The organism is Rhodobacter capsulatus (assembly GCF_005144475.1).
Taxonomy (GTDB): Bacteria; Pseudomonadota; Alphaproteobacteria; order Rhodobacterales; family Rhodobacteraceae; genus Rhodobacter; species Rhodobacter capsulatus_C.
This window is the reverse complement of sequence record NZ_SWJZ01000025.1, coordinates 45,363-65,511: the sequence shown is the minus strand read 5'-3', so window position 1 is coordinate 65,511 and position 20,149 is coordinate 45,363. Positions and strand designations below refer to the sequence as shown.

The following is a 20,149-nucleotide window of genomic DNA, read 5'->3' as shown; positions in this document are numbered from 1 at the left end:
AGCGTCGGGGCACGCAGTCATCCAGAAAGGATCGTATGATGAGCGTTTCCTCCCTGACTTCACTGTCCTCCTCTTCAAGCACCACCGCGCTCGCGTTGTTGCAGCAATCCTCGGGCAGTTCCTCGTCGAAGACGACCTCCTCCGCGTCGTCGAGCTTTCAAACCGGCGGTGCGCCGCCCCCGCCCCCTCCGCCGCCGACTTCGGCGTCGGGCGGGGCCGACAGCCAGTCGCTGTTCGAGGCGCTGGCGGCCAATGACGATGCCGATGGCGACGGCGCCCTGTCGCAGGCGGAAATCGACGCCAGTCCGGTGGCCGATCTGCTGTCGTCGCAGTTCGGCTCGATCGACACCGACAGCGACGGGCTTTTGACCGAAGCCGAGTTCACCGCGGCAGAAGACGCGATGACATCGGGGGGGGCGGGCGGCATGCAGGGCATGTCGGGTCCGCCGCCCGGCCCGCCGCCCTCGGGCCCGCCGCCGGGCGCGGAAAGCGACGCCGAGACCGAGGACGACACGACCACCTCGAGCAGCGCCACCGCCGCGCAATCGCTTTACGAGTCGCTTTTCACCGCGATGACCTCGGAAAGCGGGTCTTCGGACACGGTGACGACCGCCCGCGACACGGCCAGCCAGTTCCTGTCGCTGCTCAAGGCGGTCGCTTGAGCGACATCGTGACCACGGGACGGGCCGGGGTGCGCCCTCGGCCCGTCTTGCACGCCTTGCCGGTTTCGGGCAGGAAGGGCGCATGGACATTCGTTTCAAGGCCCTCTCCGTTCACCTGCTGACCGCCACCGGGGCGGTGCTGTCGATGCTGGCGATGCTGGCGGCGGTCGAGGAAAAATGGTCGCTGATGTTCCTGTGGCTCGTCGTGGCGCTGATCGTCGACGGCGTCGATGGCCCCTTGGCGCGCCGGTTCGACACCAAGCACAACTGGCCGACGCATGACGGCGTGCTGATGGACCTGATCGTCGATTATCTGACCTATGTCTTCATTCCGGCCTATGCCCTGTTCAAATCCGGTCTGCTGCCGGGCTGGACCGGCTGGCTGGCGATCATCGCGATCATCTACACCTCGGTGATCTATTTCGCCGATACGCGAATGAAGACGAAGGATTGCTCTTTCTCCGGCTTTCCGGCCTGCTGGAACATGGTGGTGCTGGTGCTGTTCGCGATCTGGCCGTCCTACTGGATCACGCTGGCCGTGGTGCTGGCGCTGGCGGTGGCGATGTTCTTTCCGCTGAAATTCATCCACCCCACCCGCACCCTGCGCTGGCGGCCGCTGTCGCTGACGATGGCGCTGCTGTGGACCGCCTTTGCCGCCCGCGCGGCCTGGGTGAATTTCGAGGAAGGCTCCTGGGCGCATTGGGGTCTGGTGGTGACCTCGGTTTATCTCATGTTCGCGGGCATCGCGCAGCAGATCCTCCCCGCGCGGCATCCGGACTGAAGGCGGGCCCGACTAAAGCCGGGTCAGCACCACGCCCGCCACGATCAGCCCCGCCGCCGTGGCCTTCGACCTTGTCATCTTTTCGCCAAAGGCCAGCCAGCCGATCAGCACGGCAAAGAGGATCGCGGTTTCCCGGGTTGCCGCCACCAGCGCGATCGGCGCCTTGGTCATCGCCCAGATCGAGATCGCATAGGCGCCATAAGAGGCCGCCGCCCCCGCCGCCGCCATGCCCCAATCCTTCAGCGGCGCGACCGTCAGAAAGCCCTTCGGCCGGGTGAAGGTCATCACCAGCCCGAACAGCAGCCCGCCCCCCACCATCAGCCAGCCGACATAGCCCGCCGCATCCCCGGCGACGCGGGCGCCCAGCCCGTCGGTCAGCGTGTAGGTGGCGGTGGCGCAGGCCGAGCCGAAGGCAAAGGGCAGAAGCTTGCGGCTCTCGCCGTCGGTGAAAACGCCGCGCGCCATGAAGAGGATGCCCAGCCCCAGAACGCCGATGCCGACATAGCCAAGCGGTTCGATCGTATCGAGCGCGAAAAGCGCCGAGACGATGGCGACCATCATCGGCGCCGTGCCCCGCGCGATCGGGTAAACCCGGCTCAGATCGCCCTGCTCATAGGCATGGGCGAGGAAATACTTGTAGAAGAAATGCACGCAACTTGCGGCGGCGACCCATTTCCAGGCGGCGACCTCGGGCCAGGGGCGGGTGAGCGCGATGGCCAGGCCGACGGCGGCCTCCATGTAGCTCAGCATCACCATGGCGCGGATTTTTGATCCGCCAAAGCGCAAAAGCGCATTCCAGAGCGCATGCAGGAAGGCGGCGGCCAGAACCGCGAGAAGAATGGAAAGGCTCATCGCCGCGGCCTCCGGCTGTCATGCAATCGTCACATCGGTAACGAGGGATGGCAGGCGGGGCAAGGGGGGGCTCTGCCGCCCGTCCGCAAGCGGACTCCCCCCGGGATATTTGCGCCAAGGTGAAAGGGCACCCGGGGTCTGCTTTCACCTTGGTGCAAATATCCCGCGGGGGTCCGGGGGCGCGAAGCCCCCGGCGCGGGTGGTGGTCAGCCCAGCACCGAATTGCAGCGCGCGCAGGTGCAGGGATGCTTGTGGTGGCCCACATCGGGCAGGATCTTCCAGCAGCGCTCGCATTTTTCGCCTTCCGCGGCCTCGAAGACGACGGCGATGCCGGGCACTTCGGGCAGCCGGAACGCCTCGGCGGGGGCCGGGTCGGTGCTCAGGCTCAGGTCCGAGGTGATGCAGATATCGGCGAAGTCGACCGATTTCAGCGCGGCTTCCAGCGCGGTGTCCTCGACATGCACCACCGGGGCGGCTTCAAGGCTGGCGCCGATCACCTTGGCGGTGCGTTGCACCTCGAGCGCCGCCGTCACCACGCGCCGCGCACGGCGGATGCCGTCCCATTTCGCCGCCAGATCCGGGTTCAGCCAGTCGGACGGGGTGGCGGTGAAATCCTCCAGATGGACCGAATTCGCCTCGCCCGGGAAGCGGCTCAGCCAGACGTCTTCCATGGTGAAGGGCAGCATCGGCGCCAACCATTTCGTCAGGCGCTGGAAGAGCTCGTCCATCACCGTGCGCGCGGCGCGGCGGCGCAGGCTGCTGGGGGCGTCGCAGTAAAGCGCGTCCTTGCGGATGTCGAACCAGAAGGCCGAAAGATCCACCGTGCAGAAGGTGAAAAGCGTCTGGAACACGCCCTGGAAGTCGTAAGCCGCATAGCCCGTGCGCACGGTGGTATCAAGCTCGGCCAGACGGTGCAGCACCCACCGTTCCAGCTCCGGCATCTCGGACGGGGCGACGCGTTCTTCCTCGGCAAAGCCCGAGAGTGCACCGAGCATGAAGCGCAGGGTGTTGCGCAGGCGGCGGTAGCTGTCGGCGGTGCCTTTCAGGATCTCTTTCCCGATCCGCAGATCGACGGTGTAATCCGATTGCGCCACCCAAAGCCGCAGGATGTCGGCGCCGTAATCCTTGATCACGTCCGCCGGGGCCACGGTATTGCCCAGCGATTTCGACATCTTCATGCCCTTTTCATCGAGCGTGAAGCCGTGGGTCAGCACGCCGCGATAGGGGGCGCGGCCCTTGGTGGCGCAGGCCTGCAGCATCGAGGAATGGAACCAGCCGCGGTGCTGGTCGGTGCCCTCAAGGTACAGATCGGCGATGCCGTCCGCGGTGCCGTCGTCGCGGTCGCGCAGCACGAAGGCATGGGTGGAACCGCTATCGAACCAGACGTCCAGCACGTCGAAGACCTGGTTGTAATCCTCGGGGTTGACGATATTGCCCAGCATCCGCTCCTTGAAGCCGTCGGTATACCAGACATCGGCGCCCTCGGCCTCAAACGCCGCAGAGATGCGGGCGTTCACTTCGGCGTCGCGCAGCAGGAAATCCGGGTCGGTCGGCTGCGCGCCCTTTTTGGTGAAGCAGGTGAGCGGCACTCCCCAGGCGCGTTGACGCGACAGCACCCAGTCGGGCCGCGCCTCGATCATCGAGTAAAGCCGGTTGCGGCCAGTGGGCGGGGTCCATTGCACGAGCTGGTCGATCGAGGTGAGCGCGCGTTGCCGGATCGTGTCGCCATATTGGCCCATGCCGTCATTCAGCTTCACGTCGATGGCGGCGAACCATTGCGGCGTGTTGCGGTAGATGAGCGGCGCCTTCGAGCGCCAGGAATGCGGGTAGGAGTGCTTCAGCTTGCCCTTGGCCAAGAGCGCGCCTTGCGCGTGCAGCGCCTTGATGTTGCTGACATTCGCCGGGCCTTCCTTGCCATCGGCCAGGATGATCGCCTGACCGCCGAAGACCGGCAGCGAGGTCCGGTAGGTGCCGTCCGGCTCGACGTTATAGGTCATCGGCAGGCCGAATTTGAGGCCCAGCTGATAGTCGTCATCGCCGTGGCTGGGGGCGGTATGGACAAAGCCGGTCCCGGCGTCGTCGGTGACGTGATCGCCCGGCAGCATCGGCACGTCGAAATCCCATTCGCCATTGCCGTTTTCGATGCCCGCATAGGGGTGGCGCAGGATCACGCCCGCGAATTCCGAGGCCGGAACATCGCGCAGACGGGTGAAGCCCTCGACCTTGGCCGCGGTCATCACGCCCTGCGCCAGCACATCGGCCAGCACCAGCGTTTCGCCGACAACCGCGGTGGCGTTTTCCGCCGCCGCATCGATGCGATAAAGCCCGTAGGCGATGCCCGGCCCGTAAGCCACGGCGCGGTTCTGCGGGATCGTCCAGGGCGTCGTCGTCCAGATCACCACCGAAGCGCCGTCGAGCCCGGAAACCGGCTTGAACCGCACCCAGATCGTATGGCTGGTGTGGTCGTGATATTCGACCTCGGCCTCGGCCAGTGCGGTCTTTTCGACCGGCGACCACATCACCGGCTTCGAGCCCTGATAAAGCGAGCCGTTCATCAGCAGCTTCATGAACTCCTCGGCGATCACCGCCTCGGCGTGGAAATCCATCGTCAGATAGGGGCGTTCCCATTTGCCGGTGACGCCCAGACGCTTGAATTCCTCGCGCTGAATGTCGATCCAGCCCTCGGCGAAGCGGCGGCATTCCTGCCGGAAGGAGACGGTGTCCACGTCGTCCTTGTTCAGGCCCTTGGCGCGGTATTGTTCCTCGATCTTCCATTCGATCGGCAGGCCGTGGCAATCCCAGCCCGGCACATAGCGCGCGTCGCGGCCCATCATCTGTTGCGACCGCACGATGAAGTCTTTCAGGATCTTGTTCAGCGCATGGCCGATGTGCAGATGCCCGTTCGCATAGGGGGGGCCGTCATGCAGCACGAAGGGCGCCCGGCCGGTCTTTTCGCGCAGGCGGTCATAGACGCCGATCCGCGCCCAGCGGGCCAGCCAGTCGGGTTCGCGCCCGGGCAGGTTCGCGCGCATCGGAAAGTCGGTTTCGGGCAGAAAGACGGTGTCGCGGTAATCGACGGCAGTTTCGGGCGTGTCGGCGCTCATCATGGGTCCATTCAGGCTGGATCGGACATAGGGGCGCAATGCGCCCGGGGCTTTGCAACGTCTCCCGGCAACCCTGACGCGTCAGAGCGCCGGGCCGGTAATTCGATGTATGAAGCAAAGCCCGGTCATGGCGGCGTTATAGGCGGGCCAAGGGGGGCGGGCAAGCGCGAAGGCCCCGCGACGGCTGCGTCACAGCTTGCCAAACTGCGGGAAAAGCCCATCATCGGGTCAAAAGCGCAGGAGGCAGTCGTGAGCGATCAACCCGGGGTCGTCGATCTTTTCATCATCGGCGGGGGGGTGAACGGCTGCGGCATCGCCCGCGACGCGGCGGGGCGGGGGCTTTCGGTGACCCTGGCCGAACAGGGGGATCTGGCGCAGGGCACGTCCTCGGCCTCGACCAAGCTGTTTCACGGCGGGCTGCGCTATCTGGAGTTCTTCGAGTTCCGTCTGGTGCGCGAGGCGCTGGAGGAACGCGAGACGCTGCTGGTCGCCATGCCGCATATTTCCTGGCCGTTGCGCTTCGTGCTGCCGGTCCATGCGGGGATCCGGTTCGACACGACGACGCCGACCAGCCGGCTGTTGAACCTGGTCTTTCCCTGGATGAAGGGGCGGCGGCCCGCCTGGCTCTTGCGGCTGGGGCTTTTCCTTTACGACAACATGGGCGGGCGCAAGATCCTTCCCGGAACGCGCAGGCTGGATCTGACGCGGGACAAGATCGGCCGGGTGCTGAAGCCCGGGATGGCGCTGGCCTGGGAATATTCCGACGTCTGGGTCGAGGATGCGCGGCTTGTGGTGCTGAACGCCCGCGATGCCGCGGCGCGCGGGGCCAAGGTGCTGGTGGGCACCAAGGTCATCGGCGCGCAACGGCAGGGCGATCTGTGGCGCATCGAGACCGAGGGGGCCGCGGGCAAGGCGGTGCATCACGCCCGGGGTCTGGTGAATGCCGCCGGGCCCTGGGTCGGGCAGGTGCTGGGCCTGATCGACGCGCCGCAATCGCCCGCGCAGGTGCGGCTGGTGCGCGGCAGCCATATCGTGACGCGCAGGCTGCATGACGATCCGCGGGCGCTGTTCTTGCAGGGCGCGGACGGGCGGATCGTCTTCATCATTCCTTACGAGCAGGATTTTTCGCTGATCGGCACCACCGAGGCCGCGCATGACGCCGCCCCCGAAGCCGCAACCTGTTCCGAGGCCGAGCGCGATTATCTTCTGGCCTTCGTCTCGCAATATCTGGCGAAGCCCGTCACCGCCCGGGATGTCGTCTGGTCCTATGCCGGGGTGCGGCCGCTTTATGACGACGGCGCCAGTTCCGCCACCGCGGCCTCGCGCGATTATGTGCTGGATCTGCAGGCCGGGGGGCCGGTGCTGCTCAATGTCTTCGGCGGCAAGATCACCACCTATCGCCGTCTGGCCGAGGCGACTTTGGCGAAACTGGCGCCGCATTTCCCCGGCCTTGGCCCGGACTGGACCGCCCGCGTGCCGCTGCCCGGCGGCGATTTCTTCCAGACCGGCGTCAAGGCGCTGATCGAGCGGTTGCGGGTGCGCTATGCCTTTCTGGGGCAGGCGGGGGCGGGGCGGATGGCGCGGGCCTATGGCACCGAGGCTTTCGCGATCCTCGGCGAGGCGAAGACCCGCGCCGATCTGGGCCGCGATTTCGGCGCCGGGCTCTCCGAGGCCGAGGTGATCTGGCTGATGGACCGCGAATGGGCGCGCCGGGCCGAGGATGTGGTCTGGCGGCGCACGAAACTGGGCCTGCGGCTGAGCGCCGATCAGATCGCGGTGCTCGACCGGTTCATGCGGGACCGGGGGGCGCGATGACACGGATTCTGGCGCTCGATCAGGGCACGACCTCGACCCGGGCGATTGTCTTTGACGCCGCTCTGCGCCCCGTGGCCACGGCAAGCCGCGAATTTCCGCAGATCTTTCCGGCGCCCGGCTGGGTCGAACATGACCCCGAGGCGATCTGGGCGACGGTGCTGTCCACCATCCGCGAGGCGCTGGCGCAGGCCGGTCCGGTCGCCGCGCTGGGCCTGACCAACCAGCGCGAGACGACGCTGATCTGGGACCGTGCGACCGGCGTGCCGCTTCACAATGCGATCGTCTGGCAGGATCGGCGCACCGCCGAGATCTGCGCGCGCCTGAAATCCGAGGGCCACGAGGCGAGGATGACGGCGAAAACCGGCCTGCTGCTCGACCCGTATTTCTCGGGCAGCAAGGTGAAATGGCTGCTCGACACGATCCCCGGTGCGCGGGACCGGGCCGCGCGCGGCGAGCTGGCCTTTGGCACCATCGACAGTTTCCTGATCTGGCGGCTGACCGGCGGCCGGGTGCATGCGACCGATGCGACGAACGCCGCGCGGACGCTGCTTTACGACATCGGCCGCAATGAATGGGACGCGGAAATCTGCGCGCTTCTGGGCGTGCCGATGGCGCTTTTGCCCGAGGTCAAGGATTGCGCCGATGATTTCGGGGTGACCGATCCGGCGCTGTTTGGCGCCGCGATCCCGATCACCGGGGTGGCGGGCGATCAGCAGGCGGCGACGGTGGGGCAGGCCTGTTTCGCCCCCGGGATGCTGAAATCGACCTATGGCACCGGCTGCTTTGCGCTTTTGAACACCGGGACGACGCTGGTGGTGTCGCAAAACCGGCTTCTGACCACCATCGCCTATCGGCTGAACGGCGAGACGACCTATGCGCTCGAAGGCTCGATCTTCATGGCCGGGGCGGTGGTGCAATGGCTGCGCGACGGGCTGGGCCTGATTTCCCGGGCGGCCGAGACGCAAAATCTGGCCGAGACCGCCGATCCGGCGCAGGATCTGGTGATCGTGCCCGCCTTTACCGGGCTGGGGGCGCCCTATTGGAACCCCGACTGCCGCGGTGCCATTTACGGGCTGACCCGCAACACGGGGCCTGCGGAATTTGCCCGCGCGGCGCTGGAAAGCGTCGGGCTGCAGACGCGCGACCTGCTCGCGGCGATGCGGGCCGATTGGGGCGCGGCGGGGCAAAACGTGCTGCGCGTCGATGGCGGCATGGCGGCGAGCGACTGGACGATGCAGTTTCTGGCCGACATTCTGGGCGCCCCGGTCGATCGCCCGGTGATCACCGAAACGACGGCGCTTGGCGCCGCCTATCTGGCCGGGCTGGGGGCAGGCCTCTGCCCGCCGCCCGCGGAGTTCGCCCGGAACTGGGCGCTCGACCGCCGCTTCACCCCGGCGATGGCCGAGACGGACCGGGCGCGGAAACTGGCCCGGTGGCAGCGGGCGGTGGCGGCGACCCTGTCGGTCTGAGCCTTGGCAAGCCCCGCGGCGATGGTTACGCTGCCGCGCAGCGAATGGGGGTGGAGATGAGTGACACAAGCACGATGCCAAGCGCCGAGGAGATCGCGGCGCTGTTCACCGGGGCCGCGGGCTACCGCTTTGCGCGCTGGGGGCGGCCGATCGTGCCGGTGGTCTTTGGCGTCGATGCGGCGACGCTCGCCATCGTCAAGGGCGCGACCGAGGCGGTGGTGGTGCTCGCCAAGGCGAAGATGGCCGAGACCGATGCCGAGATCGGCGCCAATCTGATGATCTTCTTCTTTCGCGACTGGCAGGAATTGCTGGAAGTGCCGAACCTGGATCAGATGATCGACGGGCTGTCCGACATCGTCGCGCGGCTCGATGATGCCGGGGCGAACCAGTTCCGCACCTTCCGCTTTGACGAGGCGGGGGCCATCCGCGCCTGTTTTTCCTTCATCCGCATGGATGCGGCGCTCGATGAGGTTCCGGCCGAAACCATCGCGCTCAATCAGGCGGTGCAGATGATCCTGACCTGGGGCGAGCGGGCCTTTGCCACCCATCCGCCGCTGGCCGAGGCGCGCGGCGTGGCGGTGATCCGCCCGGAGATCGCGGCGGTGATCCGCGCCGCCTATGATCCGGTGCTGCCCGCCTGCGCGACGGACAAAAGCCATGCGCTGCGGCTGGCGGCGCGGATCGGCCTTGGGGGGGCGGCATGAGCCACGATTTCACCCTGCGGGTCTATTACGAAGACACCGATCTGGCGGGCATCGTCTATTACGCCAATTATCTGAAATTCATCGAGCGCGGCCGCAGCGAATGGGTGCGCGGCCTTGGCGTCGATCAGGGGGCGCTGAAACGCGATCACGGGCTGGTCTTTGCCGTGCGCCGGGTCGAGGCGGATTATCTGAAACCGGCGAAATACGATGACGAATTGCGGGTCACGACGGGTCTGATTGCCGAAACCGGGGCGCGGATCGTGCTGGATCAGGCGGTCTGGCGGGGCAATGACAAGCTTTTTACCGCGACGGTCACGCTCGTCTGTCTGACCGAAACCGGCGCTGCGGGGCGGCTTCCGGCTGAAATTCGGGCGAAGATCGCGCCAAAACTGCACTGATTTCGCTGCAAGGCAGCAATCAGGCCACAACAATGACGCAGTTGTTATGGCTTTACCCCTCAATATCCGGTAGAATCACTGCTAAGAGGCCCGAGAAACAGGCCCCGTATGAGAGCAGTGACCAATGGACCAGCAAACCCTTGCCATGGCGGCAGCGGCGCCGGAGATGGATTTCTCCTTGCTTGCGCTTTTCGTGCGCGCCTCGTTGACCGTGAAACTTGTGATGATCATGCTTACCCTGGCCAGTTTCTGGTCTTGGTCGATCATGATCCGCAAGTATGTCTCGTTCCGGGCCGCCCGCGCCGAGGCCGATGCCTTCGACCGCGCCTTCTGGTCGGGCGAGCCGCTTGACGAACTTTTCGACCAGATCGGACCGGCCCCGGATGGCGCCTCGCAGCGCATCTTTGCCGCGGGCATGCTGGAATGGCGCCGCAGCCACCGCCATGACGGCGAGCTGATCACCGGGGCGCAGGCCCGGATCGAACGCTCGATGGATGTGGCGATCGCCAAGGAGGGCGAGGCGCTGAACTCCGGCCTGTCCTTCCTCGCCACCGTCGGCTCGACCGCGCCCTTCGTCGGGCTGTTCGGCACGGTCTGGGGGATCAAGGTCGCCTTCGAGGAAATCGCGATTTCGCAAAACACCTCGCTCGCCGTCGTCGCGCCGGGGATCTCCGAAGCGCTTGTCGCCACGGCGATCGGCCTTGTCGCCGCGATCCCGGCGGTCATCGCCTATAACAAGCTGTCGTCCGACGCCGACAAGATCACCTCGGGCTACGAGGCCTTCGCCGACGAATTCTCGACCATCCTTTCGCGCCAGCTGGACGCGTAAGCGATGGGCGCGGGGGTGATGAAAAAGGGCGGAGGCGGCAGCCGACGCCGCCGCGGCGGCAAGGGCAAACATGCCGTCATGGCCGAAATCAACGTCACGCCGATGGTCGACGTGATGCTGGTGCTGCTGATCATCTTCATGGTCGCGGCGCCGATGATGACCGTGGGTGTGCCGCTCGAACTGCCGAAGACCGCCGCCAAGGCGGTGCCGACGGAACAGGAAGAGCCGCTGGCGATCTCGCTGCAGCTGGATGGCACGATCTCGCTGATGAACGAACCCGTCCCCGAGGAAGATCTGGTGAACCGGCTGCGCGCGGTTTCGGCCGAGCGCGAAAGCGACAAGGTCTTCCTGCGCGCCGATGGCGGCATTCCCTATTCGCGTGTGGTTGAAGTCATGGGCGCGCTGAACGCCGGGGGCTTTGCCAACATCATCCTCGTGACCGACCCGGGCGGGCCGACGCTGACCGGCGCCACGGCACAGCCGGGCCCGGCGGCCAACACAGGGAACTGAGGCGCGCCATGCGCATGGATCGGGCGGAACGGATCGGCACGGGCGTCTCGGCGGCACTGCATATCGCGGTGATCCTCTGGGCGATCATCGGCACGGCATGGTTCAAGCCCGAGCCGAACGAGCCTGTCGAAATCAAACCGGCCGGGATGATCTCCGAGGCTGAATTCGCCGCGATGCAGGCGGCCGCGCCGAAGGCGGGCGGGGCGGCCCCCGCGCAACCTGAGGAACCGGCGGCCGAGCCCGCCCCCGAGGAGCCTCCGGCCGAAGCGGCGCCGACCCCCGAGGCCGAGCCCGAGCAACCGCCGCCGCCCGAACCGAAGCCCGAGCCGCCGCCGGACATGTCCGAGGTGGTGCCGCCGACGCCGCCCGCCGAGGTGACCGAGGTGCCGCCCTCGATGATGCCGCCGGTCGAGGAACCGCAAGACACCGAAGCGCCCGATTTCTCGCCGCGGCCGCAGCGGAAACCGGCGCAGCGCGTGGCGCCGAAACCCGCCGAGGCGCCTGCGCCCGAGGTGAAAGTGTCGGAGACGGCCGAGCCGGAAACCAAGCCCGAGGAACAGCCGGAGCCCGAGAAACCGGCCGAAAAGCCGAAGGAACAGGCTGCGCCGCCCGAGGCCGCGACCGAGATCGTGCCCGAGGAGGCGAAGCCGGTCGAGCAGGAGACGACCTCTGCGCCGAAATCCTCGCCGCGGCCGCCGAAGAAACCGGCCAAGCCCGCGGTGAAGCCGCCTGAAAAGACCGAGACCGCCGAGGCCGCGGAGGAACCGGCCGACAAGCCGGCCGAGAAGCCTGCGGACAAAGCCGCGGACAAACCGGCCGACAAGCCGGCGAAGCCGAAGTCCGACAAGCCCGCGAAACCGGCCAAGCCCGCGTCGTCGAAGCCTGCCGGTGCGGATGCGGTGGCCGATGCTTTGGCCGAGGCGATGGGCGCGGAAAGCGACAGCGGCGCCGACACCGGCACCGGCGGGCTTGGCATCGCGAAGAACGGTCCCCCGGTGACGGCGGGCGAGAAAGAGGCGCTGATCGTCGATGTGAAGGCCTGCTGGAACGTTGGCGCGCTGTCGTCGGAGGCGCTGCGGACCACGGTCACGGTGCGGGTCGACATGCAGGAAAACGGCAAGCCGGTGGTCAGCTCGATCAAGATGGTCGATGCCACGGGCGGCTCGGATGCGGCGGCGCGGCAGGCCTTTGAAGCCGCGCGGCGGGCGATCGTGCGCTGCGGCTCGGATGGCTTCCCGCTGCCGAGCGAGAAATTCGGCTGGTGGCAGCAGATCGAGATCGTCTTCAACCCGACGAAGATGCGAATGAAATAGCGGGCAACCGCGGGCGGTCAGGCGCTTGTGATGACGGGCGGCTGGAAAATACGGATAGAACAGGGCGCGAGGCCCGGACGAGGACGGAACATGGTGCGTTGGATTTTGGCCGCGGCGGCGGCGCTGATGCTGACAACGGGAATGGTGGCGGCCCAACAGGGACCGCTGCGCATCGAACTGGACGAGGGCGTGATCGAGCCCCTTCCCTATGCTTTGCCCACTTTCGTGGACGAGGGCGCGGGCAGTCTGGCGAGCCAGATCACCCGGGTGATCGCCGACGACCTCTCGGGCACCGGCCTGTTCCGCGAAATCCCCGAGGGCGCGCATATCCAGCGCTTCGGCAGCTTCGACACCCCGGTCAGCTATGCCGACTGGCAGGCGATCAATGCGCAGGCGCTGATCAACGGCTCGGTCGGCATGTCGGGCGGCAAGGTGGTGGTGAAATTCCGCCTTTATGACGTTTACGGCAACACCCAGCTGGGCGATGGCCAGCAGCTGGCGGCCTCGCCCCAAAGCTGGCGGCGTCTGGCGCACAAGGTCGCCGACGTGATCTATGCGCGGATCACCGGCGAAAGCGGCTATTTCGACAGCCGCGTCGTCTATGTCGCGGAATCCGGGCCGAAGGGGCAGCGGCAGAAACGTCTTGCGATCATGGATTACGATGGCGAGAACGTGAATTACCTGACCGACAGCTCGACCATCGTGCTGGCGCCGCGGTTCTCGCCGCAGGGTGATCGCATCCTTTATACCACCTTTGAAACCGGCTTCCCGCGCATCAAGATGATGTCGGTCGGCAATGCCGCGGGCAAGCTTCTGCCCGAAGTGCCCGGCACGATGACCTTCTCGCCGCGGTTTTCGCCCGATGGCGGCTCGATCGTCTATTCGCTGGAGCAGAACGGCAACACCGATCTTTATCGCATGTCGGTCTCGGGCGGCAGCGTCGAGCGGCTGACGAATTCGCCCGCGATCGAAACCGCGCCCTCCTACAGCCCGGATGGCAGCCAGATCGTCTTTGAAAGCGACCGGTCCGGCACGCAGCAGATCTATGTGATGTCGGCGGGCGGCGGCGAGCCGGTGCGGATCTCGAACGGCGACGGCCGCTACGGCACGCCGGTCTGGTCGCCGCGCGGCGATCTGATCGCCTTTACCAAACAATCGGGCGGGCGCTTCTTCATCGGCGTGATGCGGACCGACGGTTCCGAGGAACGCGATCTGACGGCTTCCTATCTTGACGAGGGCCCGACCTGGGCGCCGAACGGCCGCGTGCTGATGTTCACCCGCGAAAGCCCCGGCGCGGCCGGGGCGGCGAAGATGTACACGGTCGATATCACCGGGCGCAACCTGAAGGCGGTTGCGGGGGCGGGGGGCGCTTCCGACCCGACCTGGGGCCCGCTTCTGCCCTGATTCCCAAGCGCAGCCAAACCTGATACTGTGTGCCGAAACGGCATAAGCAACAAAAGGCGGTACAACATGCATCTTGCAACCAAAGCGGCGTTCGGTCTGGCGATGATCGCGCTGGCGGCCTGCAACAACCCCTCGAAGAACGGCGCGAATGGCGTTGTCGATCCGGGCGGCGCCTATGGCGACGCGGGCGGCGTCTCGCAGGGCTCGATCAACGACCCGAATTCGCCGGCCTATTTCTCGGGCAAGGTGGGCGACACCGTGCGCTTCGTCATCAACCAGTCGACCCTGACCGACGAGGCCCGCGCGACGCTGTCGGGGCAGGCGCAATGGCTGAACGGCCACGGCAACTATGCGGCGATCATCGAAGGCCATGCCGACGAACAGGGCACGCGCGAATACAACCTCGCGCTCGGTGCCCGTCGCGCCAGCTCGGTGCAGCAATATCTGATCTCGCAGGGCGTGCCCGCGACCCGGCTGCGCACCGTGTCTTACGGCAAGGAACGCCCGATCGCCACCTGCGCCGCGGAAAGCTGCTTCGAGCAGAACCGGCGCGCGGTCACCGTGATCTCGGTCGGCGCCGGGAGCTGAGGCAGATGCGGCGGGTGATGCTGGGGACGGCACTGGTGCTCGCGCTGGCCGCGCCCGCCTTTGCTGCCGACAAACAGACGCTTGCCGACATCCGCGCGGAACTCGCGCAGGTGTCGGCGCAGCTGCAGGATCTGCGCAGCGAGCTGGTCGCCTCGGGCGCCAGCGGCCTGCAGGCGGCGGGCGGCGCGTCGGCGCTGCAGCGCATGGACACGATGGAGGCGGAGCTGACCCGCCTCACCGCGATGACCGAACAGCTCAAGGACCGGGTGGACAAGGTCGTCAAGGACGGCACCAACCGCGTCGGCGATCTGGAATTCCGGGTCTGCGAACTGGAAGAGGGCTGCGATCCGGCGTCGGTCGGGCAGGCGCAACCCCTGGGCGGGGCGGCCCCGGCGGCGGATGCGGCTGCGGCGGCCCCGGCGGCTTCGGGCGGGGCGGCCTCTTCGGGCGGCACTTTGGCGATGAACGAACAAGCGGACTTTGATCGGGCCAAGGGGGTGCTCGATCAAGGTGACTTTCGCGCCGCTGCGGACCTCTTTAAGACCTTTGCCGAAACCTACCCGGGCGGCCCCCTGACCGGCGACGCGGGCTATCTGCGCGGCGAGGCGCTGATGAAGGCGGGCGATGTGCCGGGCGCGGCGCGGGCCTGGCTCGACGGCTTCTCGGCCGAGCCCGAGGGCAAGCGGGCGGCCGATGATCTTCTGGAACTGGGCAAGGCGCTGGGCGCGCTTGGCCAGCAGACCGAGGCCTGTGCGACTTTGGCCGAGGTGCCGGCCCGGTTCCCCTCCTCCGAGGCGGCGGGCAAGGTGGCCGCGGCGCAGGCGTCGCTGCGCTGTCAGTGACAGGGGCGGCAGACGACGCGGCGGCGCTGCGCGCGGCGCTTTTGCGCGGCGATGTCCCGCCCGAAGACGGGATGCTGCTTTGGGCCGCGGAGGCCGCGGTCGAGACCGTCCGCACGATGATGGCCGCGCCGCGGCTGGCGGTGGCGGTCTCGGGCGGATCGGATTCGCTGGCGACGCTCTCGCTTTTGTCGGCGCTGCATCCGCTTGAGGCGGTGACGGTGGATCACGGCCTGCGCCCCGAAGCCGCCGAGGAGGCCGCGTTCGTGGCGCGGTTCTGTGCCGATCGCGGCATTTCCCACAGCATCTTGCGCTGGGACGGTCGCGGGGCAAAGGGCAATCTGATGGATGCCGCCCGGCGCGCGCGGTTGCGGCTGATCGGCGCCTGGGCGCAGGACCGCGGCGTGGGCGCGGTGGCGCTGGGCCACACCGGCGACGATCAGGCCGAGACCTTTCTGATGCGGCTGGCGCGCGAGGCCGGGCTGGAAGGCCTGTCGGGCATGCGCGAAAGCTTCGAAAGCGAGGGCGTGCTCTGGTTTCGGCCGTTCCTGAGCCAGACCCGCGCCGAGCTGCGCCTTTATCTGCAGCGCCAGCGGATCGGCTGGATCGAGGATCCGTCGAATGCGAACGAGCGTTTCGACCGGGTCAAGGCGCGCAAGGCGCTGGCGGTGCTGGCGCCTTTGGGGATCACCGCGGGCACGCTCTCGACGGTGGTGGGGCATCTGGCGATGGCCGAGCAATCGGTGCTGTGGTCGCTCGAGCAGCTGGTCAGGGCGCATGTGCGCTTTGACGCGGGCGATGTGGTGATCGACGCGCATGGCTTTCGCGACGCCTTCGACCCCGAGACCGGGCGGCGGCTGCTGAATGCGGCGCTGGTCTGGGTGTCGGGGGCCTATTATCCGCCGCGCGCGGCGCAGGTGATCGACGTGCTGACGACCTGGCGCACCCGGCGCGACCGCACCTTGCACGGCTGCCGCATCCTTGTCACCGATGACGCGCTCCGCATCACCCGGGAGCTGCGGGCGGTGGCCGGTCTGCGCCTGCCCTTTGGCGAGGTCTGGGACGGCTGGCGGATCGAGGGGCCGGAGCGGCCGGGGCTGACGCTGGCGGCGCTGGGCGCCGCGGGGCTGCGCCAGCTGGGCGAGGGCCGGACCCGCGACCGGCCGCGCGCCAGCCTGCTGGCCTCGCCCGCGGTCTGGCAGGGGGAAACGCTGCTCGCCGCTCCGGTGGCGGGCTGGAAAAACGGCTATGAGGCGGGTTTGGTGCGGCCAAGCTTCACAGTCTCGCTAATCAGACGTTGAACCTGCGCACTTAATCCCTATTTTCACATCAAAGGCACCGCACCCCATGCGGTGCCCTCTCATTCTTCGGAGGTTTCTCTTGGGCAATCTGCGCAACATCGCCTTCTGGGCCCTGCTGTTCGTGCTCATCCTGGTGCTGTTCAACCTGCTCGGCAGCGGGCAGGGTCCGCTCAATGCCCGGCAAGTGTCCTATTCCGACTTCATCGCCGCCGTGGACAAGGGCGACGTGAAGCAGGTGCAGCTTGATGGCGAGGATGTGCGCTATCAGGACGGCAAGGGCGACAATTATTCGACCACAAAGGAAGGCACCGACGCCATCGCCGACAAGCTGGTGGCCAAGGGCATCACCGTCAATGTGGTCAAGCAGCAGCAATCCGGCCTGATGTCGATCCTGGGCGTCTGGCTGCCCTTCCTGGTCATGATCGGGCTTTGGGTCTTCTTCATGAACCGGATGCAGGGCGGCGGCAAAGGCGGCGCGATGGGCTTTGGCAAATCCAAGGCCAAGTTGCTCACCGAAAAGCACGGCCGCGTGACCTTTGACGATGTCGCGGGCATCGACGAGGCCAAGGAAGAGCTGGAAGAGATCGTCGAATTCCTGCGCAACCCGCAGAAATTCAGCCGTCTGGGCGGCAAGATCCCGAAAGGCGCGCTGCTGGTCGGCCCGCCCGGCACCGGGAAAACCCTGCTGGCCCGCGCGATTGCGGGTGAAGCCGGGGTGCCCTTCTTCACCATCTCGGGCTCGGATTTCGTCGAGATGTTCGTCGGCGTCGGCGCAAGCCGCGTGCGGGACATGTTCGATCAGGCGAAGAAGAACGCGCCCTGCATCGTCTTCATCGACGAGATCGACGCGGTGGGCCGGGCCCGCGGTGTCGGCATCGGCGGCGGCAATGACGAACGCGAACAGACGCTGAACCAGCTTCTGGTCGAGATGGACGGGTTCGAGGCGAACGAAGGCATCATCATCGTCGCGGCGACGAACCGCAAGGACGTGCTTGACCCGGCGCTGCTGCGCCCGGGCCGTTTCGACCGGCAGATCCATGTGCCGAACCCCGATATCAAGGGCCGCGAAAAGATCCTGTCGGTGCATGCCAACAAGATCCCGCGCGGGCCGGATGTCGATCTGCGCACGATCGCGCGCGGCACGCCCGGTTTCTCGGGCGCCGATCTGGCGAACCTGGTGAACGAGGCCGCGCTGATGGCGGCACGGATCGGCCGTCGCTTCGTGACGATGGAAGATTTCGAAAACGCCAAGGACAAGGTGATGATGGGGGTCGAGCGGCGCTCGATGGTGCTGACCCCCGAGCAGAAGGAAATGACCGCCTATCACGAGGCCGGTCACGCCGTCGTCGGCATGAAGCTGCCGAAATGCGATCCGGTCTACAAGGCGACGATCATTCCGCGCGGTCAGGCCCTGGGCATGGTGGTGTCGCTGCCCGAGATGGACCGGCTGAACTACCACAAGGACGAGGCCAAGCAGAAGATCGCCATGACCATGGCGGGCAAGGCGGCCGAGATCCTGAAATGGGGCGAGGAAGCGGTCTCGAACGGTCCCGCGGGCGACATCATGCAGGCTTCGGCGATTGCCCGGGCGATGGTGATGCGCTGGGGCATGTCGGACAAGGTCGGCAACATCGACTATTCCGAAGCGCATGAGGGTTATCAGGGCAATACCGCGGGCTTCTCGGTCTCGACCAAGACCAAGGAGCTGATCGAGGAAGAGGTCCGCATCCTGATCGAGAACGGCTATATCGAGGCGCGGCGCATCCTTGAGGAAAACATCGAGGAATGGGAACGGCTGGCGCAGGGGCTTCTGGAATATGAGACCCTGACCGGCGACGAGATCCGCAAGGTGATGGCGGGCGAGACGCTCGGCGGCGATGACGACCGGCCCTCGGGCAGCCTGCCCACGGTGACCTCGCTGCCGCGCACGAAGCCCGTGGCCAAGCCCGGCATCGCGCCCGAGCCGAACGTCTGAGCCGCGGCCGTCAGCTTTGAAACAAAACCTGCGCCAGAGCCTCTGGCGCAGGTTTTTTCTTGTCCGCCCGGTGCGGCGATCAGAGCACGAAATCGGCCGCCACCGGCGCCGCCATGTCAGTGCCCGACAGGAACAGGATGAAATCGGCGGTCCGGTCGCCGTCCAGATCGGCCATCACCCGCCAGCCGGTCGAGAGGCTGATCACCCGCAATTCCGCCCCCGCGCCGGTGAAGGCGCCGGTGCCAAGGAAGGTGAAGGCGGCATCCCCGGCGGCGTGGCGGTTCGCATCGATGTCCGAGAGGTCGATCCGGTCGCCCTCGGTGCGCTTGAAATCGGTGATCGTGTCGAAACCCGCGCCGGTGCCGCTGTCGAAGACATTGGCAAAGACGAACACATCCGCGCCCTGACCGCCGGTCAGCTGGTCGGCGCCGCGGCCCGAGATCAGCACGTCATTGCCCGCATCGCCCAGAAGCGTGTCGGTGCCGTCGCCGCCGATGAGCCGATCAGCGCCGTCGCCACCGTTGAGCATGTCGGAGCCAAGCCCGCCGATCACCGTGTCGTTGCCCGCCTCGCCCAGGATCATGTCCCGACCGATGCCGCCATCGAGACTGTCGTCGCCCGCGCCGCCCAGCACCGTGTCGTTGCCGCCGCCGCCCAGCCCGGTATCGTTGCCGCCGCCCATCGACAGCAGGTCGTTGCCCAGCCCGCCGTCGAACAGGTTGGCATTGCGGCCTTCCGTCAGCGTGGTGGCGATCGCGTCGCCGAGCCGGTCGTCATGCGCGCTGCCGAGGAGGTCGAAAAAGCCGGTGACCCGGTCGCCCTCGGCGTCGCCGCCCTTGCAGGCGGTCAGGGCGCCAAAGGTCAGGGACACCTGAACCCCCGCCGAGGATTGCGCGTAGCTGAGCAGATCGCCCGCATTCCCGCCGCCGTTCAGAGAATCGGCGCCGGTGCCGCCCTGGATCGTGTCGCGACCGCTGCCGCCCTGGATCGTGTCGTCATCCGCATTGCCGAACAGCTGGTCGTTGCCGGTGCCGCCGATAATCTCGTCGTCGCCCGCGCCGCCCTGGATCGTGTCGTTGCCCTCGGCCCCGTCCAGCGTGTCCATTCCGCCCGGCCCCTCGGCCAGCGCGTCGCCGAAAAGCACGTTGTCCGCCTCGTTGCCGCGGATCCAGTCTTCGCCCATGGCGCCGCGGGCGTTCTCGATCCGCCCGAGCACGATCAGTTCCGAGGCGATGTCATTGTCGACATAGATCGATTCGGCCTCGGTGCTGAGGCCGCGCACCGACCACCAGCACAGGCTGATCGCGGCGCCATCATGGGAATTGCGCAGCACCAGCCAGTCGATGCCGGTGCCGTCATCGGTCAGCGTGACCGTGTTCCCGCCCCTGACGAGATCTTCGACATAATATACATTGTCCGTCATTCCGGTCCTCTGACTGTCAATTCGAAGGAAAGATGCCGCCCAGAGTCGACGCTCTGCAGGGGGGCGGCAAGGCAGATCCCCGCGGCCATTTGTCGCGTCGGGAAAGCGGGGCGATCTTGCGGGAAGACGGCGGATTCGGCGCTTGCCGTGTCGCAAATGCGGCCCGCCCCCGGGCAAGTTGC

General features: G+C 67.0%; 17 protein-coding genes. 14 read left to right on the top strand and 3 right to left on the bottom strand.

The genetic code is table 11. The features are described from left to right. Window positions 1-38 precede the first annotated feature (38 nt). Both FBT96_RS07915 and FBT96_RS07910 read left to right on the top strand, forming a co-directional pair. On the top strand, window positions 39-662 hold the full coding sequence (locus FBT96_RS07915; RefSeq protein WP_136905764.1) for an EF-hand domain-containing protein: 624 nt from the start codon (window positions 39-41) through the stop codon (window positions 660-662). Window positions 663-744: 82 nt separating this feature from the next. Continuing rightward, window positions 745-1,443 (top strand): CDP-alcohol phosphatidyltransferase family protein, encoded by a 699-nt coding sequence (locus FBT96_RS07910; protein ID WP_136905763.1) that lies wholly within the window; start codon window positions 745-747, stop codon window positions 1,441-1,443. A gap of 12 nt (window positions 1,444-1,455) precedes the next feature. Here the strand turns inward: FBT96_RS07910 and FBT96_RS07905 are convergent, their stop codons facing one another. Both FBT96_RS07905 and ileS read right to left on the bottom strand, forming a co-directional pair. Beyond that, complete coding sequence (locus FBT96_RS07905; protein ID WP_136905762.1) at window positions 1,456-2,295, bottom strand: DMT family transporter; 840 nt, start codon at window positions 2,293-2,295, stop codon at window positions 1,456-1,458. Window positions 2,296-2,501: 206 nt separating this feature from the next. Then, window positions 2,502-5,399 (bottom strand): isoleucine--tRNA ligase, encoded by a 2,898-nt coding sequence (gene ileS / locus FBT96_RS07900; protein WP_136905761.1) that lies wholly within the window; start codon window positions 5,397-5,399, stop codon window positions 2,502-2,504. A gap of 249 nt (window positions 5,400-5,648) precedes the next feature. Here ileS and glpD point away from each other — a divergent pair, with 249 nt between their 5' ends. The 12 genes from glpD (at window position 5,649) to ftsH (ending at window position 18,544) form a co-directional block, all read left to right on the top strand. Continuing rightward, window positions 5,649-7,214 carry a glycerol-3-phosphate dehydrogenase gene (gene glpD, locus FBT96_RS07895; RefSeq protein WP_136905760.1) on the top strand — a complete coding sequence of 522 codons (1,566 nt, stop codon included), beginning with the start codon at window positions 5,649-5,651 and terminating at the stop codon, window positions 7,212-7,214. Beyond that, window positions 7,211-8,683 carry a glycerol kinase GlpK gene (gene glpK, locus FBT96_RS07890; protein ID WP_136905759.1) on the top strand — a complete coding sequence of 491 codons (1,473 nt, stop codon included), beginning with the start codon at window positions 7,211-7,213 and terminating at the stop codon, window positions 8,681-8,683. The genes glpD and glpK overlap by 4 nt, the downstream gene beginning before the upstream one ends. 56 nt (window positions 8,684-8,739) lie before the next feature. Continuing rightward, the gene (locus FBT96_RS07885) at window positions 8,740-9,387 is read left to right on the top strand and encodes a hypothetical protein (RefSeq protein ID WP_249306383.1); all 648 of its coding nucleotides are present in this window, start codon (window positions 8,740-8,742) and stop codon (window positions 9,385-9,387) included. Beyond that, window positions 9,384-9,785, top strand: coding sequence for a tol-pal system-associated acyl-CoA thioesterase (gene ybgC, locus FBT96_RS07880; protein ID WP_136905758.1), 402 nt, complete (start codon window positions 9,384-9,386; stop codon window positions 9,783-9,785). The genes FBT96_RS07885 and ybgC overlap by 4 nt, the downstream gene beginning before the upstream one ends. 124 nt (window positions 9,786-9,909) lie before the next feature. Continuing rightward, a complete protein-coding gene (gene tolQ, locus FBT96_RS07875; protein ID WP_136905757.1) occupies window positions 9,910-10,614 on the top strand; it encodes a protein TolQ in 705 nt (234 codons plus the stop codon). A gap of 3 nt (window positions 10,615-10,617) precedes the next feature. Further along, window positions 10,618-11,124: an ExbD/TolR family protein gene (locus FBT96_RS07870; RefSeq protein ID WP_055213263.1), complete on the top strand. Its 507-nt coding sequence runs from the start codon at window positions 10,618-10,620 to the stop codon at window positions 11,122-11,124. Window positions 11,125-11,132: 8 nt separating this feature from the next. Further along, window positions 11,133-12,437: a cell envelope biogenesis protein TolA gene (locus FBT96_RS07865; RefSeq protein ID WP_249306381.1), complete on the top strand. Its 1,305-nt coding sequence runs from the start codon at window positions 11,133-11,135 to the stop codon at window positions 12,435-12,437. A gap of 90 nt (window positions 12,438-12,527) precedes the next feature. Next, window positions 12,528-13,841, top strand: coding sequence for a Tol-Pal system beta propeller repeat protein TolB (tolB, locus tag FBT96_RS07860; RefSeq protein WP_136905756.1), 1,314 nt, complete (start codon window positions 12,528-12,530; stop codon window positions 13,839-13,841). Window positions 13,842-13,907: 66 nt separating this feature from the next. After that, window positions 13,908-14,429 (top strand): peptidoglycan-associated lipoprotein Pal, encoded by a 522-nt coding sequence (gene pal / locus FBT96_RS07855; protein WP_136905755.1) that lies wholly within the window; start codon window positions 13,908-13,910, stop codon window positions 14,427-14,429. 5 nt (window positions 14,430-14,434) lie between these two features. Next, a complete protein-coding gene (ybgF, locus tag FBT96_RS07850; RefSeq protein WP_136905754.1) occupies window positions 14,435-15,271 on the top strand; it encodes a tol-pal system protein YbgF in 837 nt (278 codons plus the stop codon). Continuing rightward, a complete protein-coding gene (gene tilS / locus FBT96_RS07845) occupies window positions 15,268-16,569 on the top strand; it encodes a tRNA lysidine(34) synthetase TilS (protein ID WP_249306380.1) in 1,302 nt (433 codons plus the stop codon). Before ybgF ends, tilS begins: the two co-directional genes overlap by 4 nt. A gap of 79 nt (window positions 16,570-16,648) precedes the next feature. Then, window positions 16,649-18,544, top strand: a complete 1,896-nt coding sequence (ftsH, locus tag FBT96_RS07840; protein WP_136905753.1) for an ATP-dependent zinc metalloprotease FtsH — start codon at window positions 16,649-16,651, stop codon at window positions 18,542-18,544. 79 nt (window positions 18,545-18,623) lie between these two features. Here the strand turns inward: ftsH and FBT96_RS07835 are convergent, their stop codons facing one another. Next, window positions 18,624-19,967, bottom strand: coding sequence for a calcium-binding protein (locus tag FBT96_RS07835; protein WP_136905752.1), 1,344 nt, complete (start codon window positions 19,965-19,967; stop codon window positions 18,624-18,626). Window positions 19,968-20,149 lie beyond the last annotated feature (182 nt).

Bases quoted from the DNA above. Each gene is read 5' to 3' on its own strand.
- FBT96_RS07915 (WP_136905764.1), top strand. From the start codon at position 39: ATGAGCGTTTCCTCCCTGACTTCACTGTCCTCCTCTTCAAGCACCACC.
- FBT96_RS07910 (WP_136905763.1), top strand. From the start codon at position 745: ATGGACATTCGTTTCAAGGCCCTCTCCGTTCACCTGCTGACCGCCACC.
- FBT96_RS07905 (WP_136905762.1), bottom strand. From the start codon at position 2,295: ATGAGCCTTTCCATTCTTCTCGCGGTTCTGGCCGCCGCCTTCCTGCAT.
- ileS (WP_136905761.1), bottom strand. From the start codon at position 5,399: ATGAGCGCCGACACGCCCGAAACTGCCGTCGATTACCGCGACACCGTC.
- glpK (WP_136905759.1), top strand. From the start codon at position 7,211: ATGACACGGATTCTGGCGCTCGATCAGGGCACGACCTCGACCCGGGCG.
- FBT96_RS07885 (WP_249306383.1), top strand. From the start codon at position 8,740: ATGAGTGACACAAGCACGATGCCAAGCGCCGAGGAGATCGCGGCGCTG.
- ybgC (WP_136905758.1), top strand. From the start codon at position 9,384: ATGAGCCACGATTTCACCCTGCGGGTCTATTACGAAGACACCGATCTG.
- tolQ (WP_136905757.1), top strand. From the start codon at position 9,910: ATGGACCAGCAAACCCTTGCCATGGCGGCAGCGGCGCCGGAGATGGAT.
- FBT96_RS07870 (WP_055213263.1), top strand. From the start codon at position 10,618: ATGGGCGCGGGGGTGATGAAAAAGGGCGGAGGCGGCAGCCGACGCCGC.
- FBT96_RS07865 (WP_249306381.1), top strand. From the start codon at position 11,133: ATGCGCATGGATCGGGCGGAACGGATCGGCACGGGCGTCTCGGCGGCA.
- tolB (WP_136905756.1), top strand. From the start codon at position 12,528: ATGGTGCGTTGGATTTTGGCCGCGGCGGCGGCGCTGATGCTGACAACG.
- pal (WP_136905755.1), top strand. From the start codon at position 13,908: ATGCATCTTGCAACCAAAGCGGCGTTCGGTCTGGCGATGATCGCGCTG.
- ybgF (WP_136905754.1), top strand. From the start codon at position 14,435: ATGCGGCGGGTGATGCTGGGGACGGCACTGGTGCTCGCGCTGGCCGCG.
- FBT96_RS07835 (WP_136905752.1), bottom strand. From the start codon at position 19,967: ATGACGGACAATGTATATTATGTCGAAGATCTCGTCAGGGGCGGGAAC.